Annotated in this window: 13 protein-coding genes; 7 read left to right on the top strand and 6 right to left on the bottom strand. The window is 56.6% G+C overall.

Annotated elements, in window-relative coordinates; genetic code table 11:
* Positions 1-30 precede the first annotated feature (30 nt).
* From recA to RUA4292_RS13260, 4 genes are all read left to right on the top strand, one after another.
* The gene (gene recA, locus RUA4292_RS13275; protein ID WP_058277981.1) at positions 31-1,098 is read left to right on the top strand and encodes a recombinase RecA; all 1,068 of its coding nucleotides are present in this window, start codon (positions 31-33) and stop codon (positions 1,096-1,098) included.
* A 245-nt stretch (positions 1,099-1,343) separates the two neighbouring features.
* A complete protein-coding gene (alaS, locus tag RUA4292_RS13270) occupies positions 1,344-4,013 on the top strand; it encodes an alanine--tRNA ligase (protein WP_058277980.1) in 2,670 nt (889 codons plus the stop codon).
* Between the two features lies 1 nt (position 4,014).
* Complete coding sequence (locus RUA4292_RS13265; RefSeq protein WP_058277979.1) at positions 4,015-4,302, top strand: DUF1330 domain-containing protein; 288 nt, start codon at positions 4,015-4,017, stop codon at positions 4,300-4,302.
* Positions 4,303-4,668: 366 nt separating this feature from the next.
* On the top strand, positions 4,669-5,292 hold the full coding sequence (locus RUA4292_RS13260; protein WP_058277978.1) for a transglutaminase-like cysteine peptidase: 624 nt from the start codon (positions 4,669-4,671) through the stop codon (positions 5,290-5,292).
* Positions 5,293-5,437: 145 nt separating this feature from the next.
* Here the strand turns inward: RUA4292_RS13260 and RUA4292_RS13255 are convergent, their stop codons facing one another.
* From RUA4292_RS13255 to RUA4292_RS13245, 3 genes are all read right to left on the bottom strand, one after another.
* Entirely contained in the window at positions 5,438-5,953 is a 516-nt protein-coding gene (locus tag RUA4292_RS13255) for a hypothetical protein (RefSeq protein WP_233493431.1), read from the bottom strand.
* Positions 5,954-6,117: 164 nt separating this feature from the next.
* Positions 6,118-7,935, bottom strand: coding sequence for a translational GTPase TypA (typA, locus tag RUA4292_RS13250; RefSeq protein ID WP_058277976.1), 1,818 nt, complete (start codon positions 7,933-7,935; stop codon positions 6,118-6,120).
* Between the two features lie 76 nt (positions 7,936-8,011).
* Entirely contained in the window at positions 8,012-8,347 is a 336-nt protein-coding gene (locus tag RUA4292_RS13245; protein ID WP_058277975.1) for a DMT family transporter, read from the bottom strand.
* Positions 8,348-8,552: 205 nt separating this feature from the next.
* Between RUA4292_RS13245 and RUA4292_RS25475 the strand changes: the two genes are divergently transcribed.
* Complete coding sequence (locus tag RUA4292_RS25475; RefSeq protein WP_267885453.1) at positions 8,553-8,684, top strand: hypothetical protein; 132 nt, start codon at positions 8,553-8,555, stop codon at positions 8,682-8,684.
* Positions 8,685-8,737: 53 nt separating this feature from the next.
* Here RUA4292_RS25475 and RUA4292_RS13240 read toward each other — a convergent pair whose 3' ends face one another.
* Genes RUA4292_RS13240 through RUA4292_RS13230 form a run of 3 tightly spaced genes read right to left on the bottom strand, consistent with a single transcriptional unit; the run spans position 8,738 to position 10,790 of the window.
* Positions 8,738-9,895 carry an HD domain-containing protein gene (locus RUA4292_RS13240; protein ID WP_058277974.1) on the bottom strand — a complete coding sequence of 386 codons (1,158 nt, stop codon included), beginning with the start codon at positions 9,893-9,895 and terminating at the stop codon, positions 8,738-8,740.
* The gene (locus RUA4292_RS13235; protein ID WP_058277973.1) at positions 9,892-10,137 is read right to left on the bottom strand and encodes a hypothetical protein; all 246 of its coding nucleotides are present in this window, start codon (positions 10,135-10,137) and stop codon (positions 9,892-9,894) included. The genes RUA4292_RS13240 and RUA4292_RS13235 overlap by 4 nt, the downstream gene beginning before the upstream one ends.
* Positions 10,137-10,790: an alpha/beta hydrolase gene (locus RUA4292_RS13230; RefSeq protein WP_058271679.1), complete on the bottom strand. Its 654-nt coding sequence runs from the start codon at positions 10,788-10,790 to the stop codon at positions 10,137-10,139. Before RUA4292_RS13230 ends, RUA4292_RS13235 begins: the two co-directional genes overlap by 1 nt.
* A 177-nt stretch (positions 10,791-10,967) precedes the next feature.
* Between RUA4292_RS13230 and iscR the strand changes: the two genes are divergently transcribed.
* Together iscR and RUA4292_RS13220 are read left to right on the top strand one after the other, a co-directional pair.
* Positions 10,968-11,426, top strand: a complete 459-nt coding sequence (gene iscR / locus RUA4292_RS13225; RefSeq protein WP_058277972.1) for a Fe-S cluster assembly transcriptional regulator IscR — start codon at positions 10,968-10,970, stop codon at positions 11,424-11,426.
* Between the two features lie 60 nt (positions 11,427-11,486).
* A complete protein-coding gene (locus tag RUA4292_RS13220) occupies positions 11,487-12,530 on the top strand; it encodes a cysteine desulfurase family protein (protein WP_058277971.1) in 1,044 nt (347 codons plus the stop codon).
* The last annotated feature ends 9 nt before the right edge of the window (positions 12,531-12,539 follow it).

The following is a 12,539-nucleotide window of genomic DNA, read 5'->3' as shown; positions in this document are numbered from 1 at the left end:
GGGTGTGACAAAAGAGAAGGCGACAGGACAATGGCGGATCTTCTGACAATGAGCGACAAGAAAAACGCAGACAAGCAAAAGGCGCTTGATAGCGCGCTGGCGCAAATCGAACGGCAGTTCGGCAAAGGCTCGATCATGAAGCTGGGCGAGGATGCCAAGCAGGACATCGATGCAAGCTCGACCGGGTCTTTGGGCCTGGATATCGCGCTGGGTATTGGTGGTCTGCCGATGGGTCGGATTGTTGAGATTTATGGCCCGGAAAGCTCGGGCAAGACCACGCTGACGCTGCATTGCATTGCAGAACAGCAAAAACGTGGCGGTGTGTGCGCATTCGTGGATGCCGAACACGCGCTGGACCCACAATATGCCCGTAAGCTGGGCGTCGATCTTGATGAACTGTTGATCTCGCAGCCTGACACCGGTGAACAAGCGCTTGAGATCACCGATACGCTGGTGCGTTCGGGCGCTGTGAATATGGTTGTCGTCGACTCAGTTGCGGCTTTGACGCCGAAATCGGAACTCGAAGGCGACATGGGCGACAGCAGTGTTGGCGTGCAGGCCCGATTGATGAGCCAGGCGATGCGTAAACTGACAGGCTCAATCAGCCGCTCGAATTGCATGGTGATCTTTATCAACCAGATCCGCATGAAAATCGGCGTTATGTTCGGCAGCCCCGAAACCACGACTGGTGGTAACGCGCTTAAATTCTACAGCTCGGTTCGTTTGGATATTCGCCGCATCGGCGCGATCAAAGATCGTGATGAGGTTGTCGGCAACCAGACGCGCGTCAAGGTGGTCAAGAACAAGGTGGCGCCGCCCTTCAAGCAAGTGGAATTCGACATCATGTATGGCGAAGGCATCAGCAAGATGGGTGAGTTGCTGGATCTCGGCGTCAAGGCTGGAGTGGTCGAGAAATCGGGCTCGTGGTTCAGCTATGGCGACGAACGGATCGGGCAGGGGCGTGAGAATGCCAAGCAATACCTGCGCGACAACAGCCGCATTGCGCTGGATATCGAAGACAAGATTCGGGCCGCGCACGGCCTGGAGTTCGACATGCCACCCGGTTCTGCCGCGGAAGATGACATCCTCGAGGCGTAACAGCCCAATTGGGGGCCGCAAAAATCCCCCGGTTTTGCAAGAATTGAGAATACTCGAAACTAGGCGGTCCGCGTGGCTGCCTTAACTCGTTCTGCATACGGTGATCTTGTACTATTGGTGTGTACGGATCTTGTTGACGGGTTTTCTAGCCCTTCAAAAATAAGGCCGGTTTATCTTTGTGGACTATCCTTTGGGACGGGGATAAACCATTTCAGAACACTGAGATTGCGCGCCGAGAGAGCCATATGCCCACGCTGAACGAAATCCGCTCAACCTTTCTGAATTATTTTGCCAAACAGGGGCATGAAATTGTCGCGTCCAGCCCGCTGGTTCCGCGCAATGACCCGACATTGATGTTCGTGAACTCGGGCATGGTGCAGTTCAAGAACCTGTTTACCGGCGTTGAAACCCGTGATTATCAGCGCGCCACGACGGCGCAGAAATGCGTGCGCGCCGGCGGTAAGCACAATGACCTCGATAACGTTGGCTATACCGCACGTCACCACACCTTCTTTGAAATGCTGGGCAATTTTTCGTTCGGTAACTACTTCAAACACGAGGCGATCCCTTTTGCGTGGGAGTTGATCACCAAGGAATTCGGTATCGACAAGAACCGCCTGCTGGCAACGGTGTATCACACGGATGACGAGGCGTTCGAGATCTGGAAAAAGGTCGGCGTTCCCGAAGACCGGATCATCCGCATCGCTACCAGCGATAACTTCTGGCAGATGGGTCCGACTGGTCCGTGTGGACCGTGTACCGAGATTTTCTACGACCATGGCGATCACATCTGGGGTGGCCTTCCGGGATCGCCCGACGAAGACGGCGATCGGTTCATCGAAATCTGGAACATCGTTTTCATGCAGAACGAGCAATTCGAGGACGGCTCGATGGTCGAACTCGACATGCAGTCGATCGACACCGGCATGGGGCTGGAACGGATTGGCGCGCTGCTGCAGGGCAGCCATGACAACTATGATACCGACCTGTTCAAGACGCTAATCGAAGCGTCTGCTCATGCCACAGGGGTTGATCCCTATGGCGACCAGAATGTGCACCACCGGGTGATTGCGGACCACCTGCGCGCGACATCCTTCCTGATCGCTGATGGCGTGATGCCGTCCAATGACGGGCGTGGCTATGTGCTGCGCCGGATCATGCGTCGTGCTATGCGTCATGCGCATCTTCTGGGGGCGAAAGATCCGGTTATGTATCAGCTGGTGCCAAGTCTGGTGCAGCTGATGGGCGCGCAATACACTGAGTTGGGACAGGCGCAGCCATTGATCGAAGAGACGCTCCTGTTGGAGGAAACGCGGTTCAAGCAAACCCTCGATCGTGGTCTGAAACTCCTGGATGATGAAGTTGCAGGCTTGCCCGAGGGCGCGGCGCTTCCGGGTGATGCGGCATTCAAATTGTACGACACGTATGGGTTTCCGCTGGACCTGACGCAGGATGCCCTGCGCGAAAAGGGTCGTTCTGTGGACACGGACGGGTTCGACGCGGCAATGGCCGAACAAAAAGCCAAGGCCCGAGCGGCATGGGCCGGTTCGGGTGAGGCTGCAGATCAGGCGGTGTGGTTTGATGTGCTGGATACTGCCGGAGCTACGGATTTTCTGGGCTATGACACGGAAAAGGCCGAAGGGCAGATTGCCGCTTTGGTGGTCGATGGTGCATTGGTTGACACAATTGAAAAGGGCGGATCCGGTTGGGTGATTGTCAACCAGACGCCGTTCTATGGCGAAGCTGGCGGTCAGATCGGTGATACTGGCGAAATCCGTCGTCTTGAAGAACGCGATGACATGGCGCGGGTCGAAGACACCAGAAAATTCGCTGAAGGCAAAATCTATGCCCACAAAGTGACCGTTGATCAGGGCGCTTTGTCCAAAGGTGACGCGGTCGAGCTTGAGGTCGACCATGCGCGGCGCACGGCAATTCGCGCAAACCACTCGGCCACGCACCTGCTGCACGAGGCGCTGCGTGAAACGTTGGGCGATCATGTTGCACAGCGCGGCTCGCTGAACGCGGCCGACCGGTTGCGGTTTGACTTCAGCCATTCCAAGGCGCTGAGCGCGAATGAGATCCAAAAGGTCGAACGCGACGTGAATGACTTCATCCGTCAGAACTCGACTGTCGAAACGCGGATCATGACCCCCGATGATGCGCGCGAACTGGGCGCACAGGCGCTGTTTGGCGAGAAATACGGCGACGAAGTCCGGGTTGTGTCCATGGGCAAAGCTCCGACCGGCAAGGGTCAGGATGGAGAGACCTGGTCGATTGAGCTGTGTGGCGGTACGCATGTTCGCCAGACTGGTGACATCGGTACTTTTGTGGTTCTGGGCGATAGCGCCAGTAGTGCGGGAGTGCGCCGGATCGAGGCGCTAACCGGCGACGAGGCGCTGCGGCATCTTTCCCAGCAGGATCAGCGTCTGGGTCAGATCGCATCGGAGCTGAAGGCGCAGCCGGATGACGTTGTCGGCCGCGTCAAAGCACTGTTGGATGAACGCAAATCGCTGCAAAACGAAGTGGCGCAGCTGCGCCGTGATCTGGCCATGGCCGGCGGTGCCGGGCAGGGTGGCGGCGAAGCGCGTGATGTGAATGGGGTGGCCTTCCTTGCGCAGGCGCTGAACGGTGTATCGGGCAAGGACCTGCCTGCGCTGATTGATGAGCACAAAAGCCGTTTGGGGTCCGGTGCCGTTTTGCTGATCGCGGATGCGGGCGGTAAGGCTGCTGTGGCCGCCGGTGTGACGGCCGATCTTACCGACAAGGTTTCAGCCGTTGATCTGGTTCGTGCGGCCGTCGCAGAACTGGGCGGCAAGGGCGGCGGTGGACGCCCCGACATGGCGCAGGGCGGTGGCAAGGACGCGTCGAACGCAGATGCGGCGATCAAAGCCGCAGAACAGGTTTTGGGAGGATAAGATGGCTGCACTCTGGATTGCCCACGTCACCGTGACGGACACGGAAGCATATGCGAAATACGCGGAACTCGCAGGGCCTGCGCTTGCCAAGCACGGCGGGGCGTTCATCGCCCGTGCCGCACGGTATGTCCAACTGGAAGGAAAAGAGCGCCCGCGCAATGTGGTCGCCAAATTTCCGTCCGTCGAGGCCGCGGTCGAGTGCTATAATTCACCGGAATACCAGCAGGCACTGGACCACGCGCGCGGCGCAAGTGAGCGTGAACTGGTGGTCGTAGAAATCACCGAATAAGAATAAGCCAAGTCTGATCGGCAGGTTTCCTGCCAATCAGATCCATTCATGGGCGAAATTCAGCCGAACTGTTCATAAGTGAAGTGAACCGTATTGTGGGATTTTCCCACCCGTTCGGAATCTTCATGATTCCAGTATCTTATTTTATTGGAACGAAAGTTATTGGGTATTTTCCCGCTTGGATTGTGGCGCTTCTTTCTCATTTCCTGCGCGAAATGGTCATATTGAGTGACGAATTTCCGCCTTTTTTCCCCTTCACGTTCGCCTCAGATTGTACAAGCGCTACCGTTTACCATTACTTGTTTTTAATCGAATACGGTCCTGTTTGTCGTCAATCGTTGCGCAGACAGGGATCGAGGTTCAGGCATGAAATCGGTAGGTATCGGACTCAAGGCCGCTCTTGGGCGGTTGAAAACATATTCAGGTCGGGCAGTGGGGATTGCTGCTTTGGTTTACGGGCCTGCGGTTTTTGCGTCACAGGCGGATGCGAGCGAGGGCAGCTTCATCCGAAGTCTCGCGGCGTCCCCTCCGCCTTCCGGTGCGCAGCAGTTGTGCCGTCAGTACGCTTGGGCGTGCTCAAGTAAGACGTCGGTACGCATGACATCCCAGCAGGAAATGCAGATCATTGAGCGGATCAACCGTCAGGTCAATGCAACGACGCGCGCGGTTACGGATCAGACGCAATACCGCACCACCGAGCGGTGGGCTTTGCCGACAACGCGCGGCGGGGATTGCGAGGATTTTGCTCTTTTGAAGAAAAGAGATCTGATCAGGGCGGGCGTTGATCCTAACAAATTGCTGATCGCGACAGTGTTGGATACGCGCCGAAATGCACATGCAGTTCTTGTCTATCGCTCCGCTCAGGGGGATTTGGTGCTGGACAATTTGACCAACCGGATCAAACCCTGGTCGGCCACGCGGTACTTGTTCCTTCGGATGCAGGATCCGGCAAAACCCAGCCATTGGGTTGGTGTGTACGGAAGAAGTTAAAAATATTGACTGATCTATCAGGTTATGTATGGCAAAAGGGGCGACACGATAGTCGCACCTTTGTTTGTAAGACCGAATGCCGAGACGTTTTCGGCGTTTTTTAAGGTATAGCCTAATATTTCAGGCTTCTTTGCGTTTGATCACGTCAGAGGGTGCCGCCGCTGCCATCGGTACCGCCGCCACCGGCACCACCACCGCTGCTGGAGTTTCCGCCGCCATTACTGCCGCCGTTGCCGTCCCCGCTGCCGGAGTTTTCGCCGCCATTGCTGTCGCCGTCGCCGCCGTTACCACCGATACTGCGGCCGTCGCTGCCATTGCCGCGCTCACCACCATTTCCGGATTCTCCATTTGTTCCGGGCACTCCGTCACCGCCGTTGCTTCCGGACGATTCACTGCCGCCATTTGAGGCGCTTCTGCCGTCGCCGTCGCTGGTACGGCTACTCGCAACGGTTGCCGTGGGGATATCAGTCAAAATCGCTGCAAACAAAGGACAGGCTTGCGACGTGCGAGCCAGGATATCCTCAAAGTCGGCACGGCGGTGAATGTAGCGCAGCATCCGCTTGTCGACAACTTTGCAACTACAAAGCGTTTCGGTGGATACAGATTGCCGGGCTGTTTTGACTTTGCAAACTTCAGCCGCATGAGCCGCGAGTGACAGCAATAAACGCCAGTAGATTTGCAGCCTATTGGTGAAACTGTATGAAAAACAAAAGAAAGTTCCCGCCAGCAAGACGGGCTTTCCTTTGATTTAGATGGTAATTCTAGAAGTGATTTTACCACGAACTGTTCATTGTTTGGATTATGTAAACAACATTACAGACCGGATCAGGCAGATCTTGCCATCCGTTTCCGTTCGTGCGGGTCGAGGTAACGCTTGCGCAACCGAATGGCGTTTGGAGTGACCTCAACCAGTTCGTCATCATCGATATAGGCAATCGCCTCTTCCAGAGAATACTGGATATGAGGTGTCAGGCGGACGGCGTCATCGGAACCGCTGGCGCGTACATTTGTCAGTTTCTTGCCTTTGAGCGGGTTCACCTCAAGGTCGTTATCGCGTGAGTGCTCGCCGATGACCATGCCCTGATACACGTCGGTTTGCGGGGCAACAAACATCCGGCCGCGCTCTTCCAGGTTCCACAACGCATAAGCCACGGCCTGTCCGTTTTCCATCGAGATCAAAACCCCCGCACGGCGACCCGGGATCGGGCCTTTGTGGGCCGCCCAGCCGTGGAACACACGGTTCAGAACACCGGTGCCGCGCGTGTCGGTCAGGAATTCACCATGGTATCCAATCAACCCGCGCGACGGTACATGCGCGATAATACGGGTTTTACCCGCGCCGGCCGGACGCATTTCGGCCAGTTCACCTTTACGCGCGCCGGTGATCTTTTCGATCACCGAGCCCGAATATTCATCGTCGACGTCAATAGTGACCTCTTCGATGGGTTCCATGCGCTGGTCGTCTTCTTCGCGGAACAGAACCTGCGGACGTGAGATGCTGAGCTCGAACCCTTCACGGCGCATGTTCTCGATCAAAACGCCCATCTGCAATTCGCCACGGCCAGCAACCTCAAAGGCATCGCCGCCAGGTGTGTCGCTGATGCGGATGGCAACGTTCGACTCGGCCTCTTTCATCAGGCGGTCGCGGATAACACGCGACTGAACTTTCTTGCCGTCGCGACCGGCCAGGGGTGAATCGTTGATGCCAAAGGTCACGGTGATGGTTGGCGGGTCGATGGGTTGTGCGGGCAGGGCTTCGTCAACCTGCGGCGAAACCAGCGAGTCGGCCACAGTTGCCTTGCTCATGCCTGCAATAGTGACGATGTCACCGGCTTCGGCCACGTCGATGGGCTGTTGGGCCAGTCCGCGGAACGCCAGGATTTTCGACGCGCGGAAGTTTTCGATTAGCGTGCCATCGCGGCTCAGCGCCTTGAGGTTGTCGCCCGCTTTCAAAGTGCCGCTTTCCACACGACCGGTCAGGATGCGACCGATGAACGGATCGCTGCCCAGCGTCGTGGCCAGCATACGGAAGGGCTCGTCCTTGTTTTCGACCTGCTTTGGGGCAGGGACGTGATCGACGATCAGATCGAACAGGGCGGTCAGGTCCTTGCGTGGCCCGTCCAGCTCCATATCCGCCCAGCCCGAGCGGCCCGAGGCATACATGGACGGAAAGTCCAGCTGGTCGTCGTCAGCGCCGAGGTTGGCGAACAGGTCAAAGCATTCATCAAGTGCGCGGTCGGGTTCAGCGTCAGGTTTGTCGACCTTGTTTAGAACTACGATGGGACGCAGGCCCAACGCCAACGCCTTTGAGGTCACGAATTTGGTCTGCGGCATCGGGCCTTCGGCGGCGTCCACCAACAGGACAACACCGTCGACCATGCTGAGGATCCGCTCAACCTCGCCACCGAAATCGGCGTGGCCGGGGGTGTCAACGATGTTGACCCGGGTGCCTTTCCATTCGACCGAGGTCGCTTTGGCAAGGATGGTGATGCCGCGTTCGCGCTCCAGATCATTGCTATCCATGGCGCGTTCGGCCACCGCCTGGTTTTCCCGGAACGCACCGGATTGTTTGAGCAGCTCATCCACCAGGGTCGTTTTACCGTGGTCCACGTGAGCGATGATTGCGATATTGCGCAGGTCCATGAGAGGTCAGCCTTTGAACGGGAAGTTGCCGCGCGCATAACGCGGATTGACCGAATAGGCCAGCCCTAACCGGTCGTCAGTGGCCCGCTGTGCTGGAAAACAAGTGAATGATCAGGATTCCGGCCAATATCATCGCCAAACCGAGCACCGCAGGCCAGTCCAGGCGCTGACCAAAAACAATGAAGCCTATGATGGCGATCAGAACGATCCCCAAGCCTGACCAAATGGCATAGACGATACCGACCGGCATAAATTTCAGGGTGAGGCCCAGCAGGTAAAATGCAACTCCGTAACCCATGACAACCAAAACAGAGGGCCAAAACCGGCTGAACTGCTGGCTGGCCTGCAGCGCCGATGTGCCAATTGTTTCGGCGAAAACCGCCAGCAATAGGATGAGATAGGCTTTGGGCACGGCAGGTCTCGATTCAGTTGCAGTTGGGGAGGTTGACCACAAAATCCCAATTCACGACAAGGGGAATGTGAATGGATATCGGGAAAAGTTCTGTGTCGGAAGAACCGGGACTACCCACCGAAGAGGTCAGGATAACCATACTATTTCAAAGAGAAAAATTCTGATATGAAATGGGTGGTTTTTAGTTTTCTTTTATGAGTTTTCAATGACGAAATTTGCGATATCCGTGATCGTTGCTTCGGCATTCATAGTGGCGCTTGGGTGGCTTGCGGCCGGGGGGTCCGTCGACATAAACGCAGCCAGTGGTGTTGAGCGGTTTGAAAGTTTTCAGGTTTAAGTGCCTGCCGGAACGATTGGAAAAGGGGCCTTTGCGCCCCTTTTTCTATTGGCTCAACCGACAGTGTTTTCTGAAAAATACGTGCTCAGTTTCGGTCGCAACCATGACCACAGCGCTGGTGCGCCGCGATTGATCGGCGTTCCCACACGGCGTTCGATCTGGGCAAACGTCACGTTGTAATCGACCCAGGATCCGCCACCTGTTTCAAGGTTTCCGACCGGGGTTTGAAACCTATCGATCGCCTTGGCAAATCGCGCGTCTGGCGACTCGGCGGCTTCGAACTCCTCCCATAGTGTCCGGAAGGCGTGCTGCGGTGCCTCGGGCAACAACCCGAACAACCTGTCGGCGGCGGCCTTTTCTTCGGCTTCTTGTGCGGCGTGGTCGACTTGACCGTGGATGGGGTGATCTCCGGCATCAATTTCGACGATATCATGCAGCAGAAGCATTTTTAGGACGCGGTCCAGCGATACACCGGGCTGCGCGTATTCCGCCAAAACCCAAGCGAACAGCATGATGTGCCAGGAATGCTCGGCCGAGTTTTCAAACCGATCATCAGACAACAGGCGTGAGGCGCGGTATACGGATTTCAGGCGATCTGCCTCAGTCAGAAAAGCCAGCCGTTCGGAAAACGCCGTTTCGGGCGTTGACTGCGCGTGAAGCAGGGCGCTGGCCAGAGCGTGTGCTTGGGGGAATTCCCGTGCCAAATACGCGGCGCGACCACTGCTGAGGTTTTCCCGCGCTACTTCAACATGATCCGGGTTGGGGGTTGGCGCACACAAGACTTGAAACAGCGGTTGGCATCGGTCCAGATACTTGGCGAATTTCGCGTCCGGCGTCGTGTCGGCCTCGAACTCTTCCCACAGCGCGTGAAACGCAGACGTCTGATCGTCTGGCAAAAGACCAAACAACTCGTCCGCCGCCGCGCGCTCGGCGCGTTCCACGGCGGTCCAATCGGTTTCCAAGTGAATGGGGTGATCCCCGACGATGATCTCGACCAGATCGTGCAACAGCAGCATGCGTATGACGCGGTTAATGTTAACGTCGTCACCCGCCAGCGGCTCCATCGTCAGTGCCCATAAGGCCAGGTGCCAGCTGTGTTCTGCAGAGTTTTCAGGGCGGGACCGATCCAGTAGCGCATTGGCGCGATCGACCGACTTCAGCCTGTCCGCGCGTTTCAGGAATTCAAGTTGCGCGGACAGCCTTTCAGTCATTTCTTTTCAATCGCTTTCACTTGGGATCGATGTTTGGTCAGTGCGTCGATGACAAACTTGCGCGCTTTGCGTTCAGCAATGCGCACACGCATTTCGGTCAGAAAGGCCTCTTCCAAGGTCTGGGAGGATGCGCCCAAAAGCTCTCCCACCTCGACAAAGAAACGATCATTGCCGGTTTCGTCCATCACCTTCATCGTGTCCTCGGCCAGTTTGGCCGCGAGGTTACTGATGGTGTCGGACATTAGCGCGTGTTCTCGGTCAGGCGACGCTTCACATAGTCACTGACATCGGTGATCAGCGTGTCCATGTGACGGTCCTGGAAGAAGTGATCAGCACCCTCAACCTCGTTATGGGTGATGGTGATGCCCTTTTGCTCGTGCAGCTTGTTGACCAGCGACGTAGTGTCGGCGGGTGGGGCCACACGGTCGGACGAGCCGTTGATGATCAGGCCGGACGAAGGGCAGGGGGCCAGGAATGAGAAGTCATACATGTTGGCTGGTGGCGACACGCTGATAAAGCCCGTAATTTCGGGGCGGCGCATCAGCAGCTGCATTCCGATCCAGGCACCGAACGAGAAGCCGGCAACCCAGCAGTGCTTGGAGTTGTTGTTCATTGACTGCAGATAATCCAGCGCTGACGCTGCATCGCTCAGCTCACCGATGCCCTGATCGTATTCGCCCTGGCTGCGGCCCACGCCGCGGAAGTTAAAGCGCAACACGGTGAAACCCATGTTGTAAAACGCATAGTGCAGATTATAGACCACCTTGTTGTTCATGGTCCCGCCGAATTGTGGATGCGGGTGCAGCACGATGGCAATCGGTGCGTCTTTTTCCTTTTGCGGGTGGTAGCGGCCTTCCAGGCGGCCTTCGGGTCCGGGAAAAATCACCTCGGGCATGTGTGCTTTGGTCCTGTCTTTTTCTTCCTGATGCCACGATATACTTGACGGTAATCGTAAGGCACTTTAGAACGGTTCTAATTGTGATGCTTTGCGCAAGGCGCTGCCTGTCGGAGATACGCACTGGCGGCGGCGGCGTCAATGTTTTCGCTTATAACCTGCCATGAGGGAAAGACAATGAAGCTTTCGACAAAGGGTCGTTACGCGATGGTTGCACTGGCTGATATTGCTCTACAGCCCTCGGATCGCCTGGTGACGCTTAGCGAAATTTCCGAACGTCAGGATATCTCGCTTCCTTATCTCGAGCAGCTATTCGTCAAATTGCGCCGGGCTGAACTGGTTTCGTCCGTGCGTGGACCGGGCGGTGGGTATCGTCTGGCGCGGCCTGCTTCCGAGATTCGGGTGGTCGAAGTTTTGGCAGCAGTGGATGAAACCGTGGACGCGCTGCAAAAAGGTGCCGGGGCTTCCGGGGCATCCTCGGGCAGCCGGGCGCAGTCTTTGACCAACCGACTTTGGGAAGGTCTTAGTGCGCATGTCTACGTTTTTTTGCACCAGACTCGCCTGTCTGACGTGATCAAGAACGACCTGGCTCCGTGTCCCGCAGTTCCCAGTCTGTTTTCTATCGTTGATGAGTGACCCGATGCCGATTGCCTTTGGGGTTTCATTTCTGCTTTGCATCCAAGAAAAGATGTATCCATGAATCGTGTTTATCTGGATCATAACGCAACTACACCGCTGCGCCCCGAGGCGCGCGACGCCATGGTGGCAGCGATGGATTTGTGCGGGAACCCCTCATCTGTTCACGCCGAAGGCCGCGCGGCTAAGGCTTTGATCGAACGGGCAAGGGCGCAGGTTGCAGCCGCATTTGGTGCAGATGGGGCAGACGTTGTGTTTACCTCAGGTTCGACCGAAGGGGCCGCGCTGACATTGGCCAATCGTGATTTGCATGGGTCCGTGATTGAGCATGACGCGATCAGATCGTGGATCACCGAAGACTTGCCCGCGTCGCAATCTGGTCAGGTGGACGTGTCAAACCCCGAGCTGTCGACCCTGCAATTGGCGAACTCCGAGACGGGGATTGTCCAATCTTTGGCAAACGGATTGGCCGTGACGGATGCGACACAGGCCTTTGGTAAGTTGCCGGTGGCCTTTAACTGGCTGGGCGTCCAGATGGCGTTGATTTCGGCTCACAAGCTAGGCGGCCCGAAAGGTATTGGCGCGGTGGTGATGAAACGTGGCACCGAACTGCCTGCAATGATCAAAGGCGGTGGGCAAGAGATGGGCCGACGGTCAGGCACCGAAAATGTCATTGGAATCGCGGGGTTCGGGGCGGCAGCTGAAGCTGCGACGCGGGATCTTTCAAATGGTATCTGGGAACAGGTTCGTGAATTTAGAAATATTCTAGAAAATGCCCTTGAGGCTGGTTCTAAATCTACTATTTTTGTCGGGAAAGGTCAGGGCCGCCTTCCGAATACCTCGTGTTTCGCAACCCCCGGCTGGAAGGGTGAAACGCAGGTCATGCAGATGGATCTGGCAGGTTTCGCTATCAGTGCAGGTTCTGCCTGTTCCAGCGGCAAGGTCCGGGCAAGCGCGGTTTTGACCGCGATGGGTTTTGATGAGGTCACAGCAGCAAGCGCGATCCGCGTGTCTCTGGGACCTTTGACCACTGAAGAAGATGTGCTGCGTTTCGCCGAAACGTGGCTTGAAAAAGAAAAGAAGCATCGCGCGCGCGCCGCGTAATCTGACGGA

Origin of the sequence: Ruegeria atlantica, from assembly GCF_001458195.1 — a bacterium.
In the GTDB taxonomy this organism is placed as follows: domain Bacteria; phylum Pseudomonadota; class Alphaproteobacteria; order Rhodobacterales; family Rhodobacteraceae; genus Ruegeria; species Ruegeria atlantica.
Note: the sequence above shows the minus strand (reverse complement) of the source record. Positions and strands in the feature narration are given on the sequence as shown.

Bases quoted from the DNA above. Each gene is read 5' to 3' on its own strand.
- recA (WP_058277981.1), top strand. From the start codon at position 31: ATGGCGGATCTTCTGACAATGAGCGACAAGAAAAACGCAGACAAGCAA.
- alaS (WP_058277980.1), top strand. From the start codon at position 1,344: ATGCCCACGCTGAACGAAATCCGCTCAACCTTTCTGAATTATTTTGCC.
- RUA4292_RS13265 (WP_058277979.1), top strand. From the start codon at position 4,015: ATGGCTGCACTCTGGATTGCCCACGTCACCGTGACGGACACGGAAGCA.
- RUA4292_RS13260 (WP_058277978.1), top strand. From the start codon at position 4,669: ATGAAATCGGTAGGTATCGGACTCAAGGCCGCTCTTGGGCGGTTGAAA.
- typA (WP_058277976.1), bottom strand. From the start codon at position 7,935: ATGGACCTGCGCAATATCGCAATCATCGCTCACGTGGACCACGGTAAA.
- RUA4292_RS25475 (WP_267885453.1), top strand. From the start codon at position 8,553: ATGACGAAATTTGCGATATCCGTGATCGTTGCTTCGGCATTCATAGTG.
- RUA4292_RS13240 (WP_058277974.1), bottom strand. From the start codon at position 9,895: ATGACTGAAAGGCTGTCCGCGCAACTTGAATTCCTGAAACGCGCGGAC.
- RUA4292_RS13235 (WP_058277973.1), bottom strand. From the start codon at position 10,137: ATGTCCGACACCATCAGTAACCTCGCGGCCAAACTGGCCGAGGACACG.
- RUA4292_RS13230 (WP_058271679.1), bottom strand. From the start codon at position 10,790: ATGCCCGAGGTGATTTTTCCCGGACCCGAAGGCCGCCTGGAAGGCCGC.
- iscR (WP_058277972.1), top strand. From the start codon at position 10,968: ATGAAGCTTTCGACAAAGGGTCGTTACGCGATGGTTGCACTGGCTGAT.
- RUA4292_RS13220 (WP_058277971.1), top strand. From the start codon at position 11,487: ATGAATCGTGTTTATCTGGATCATAACGCAACTACACCGCTGCGCCCC.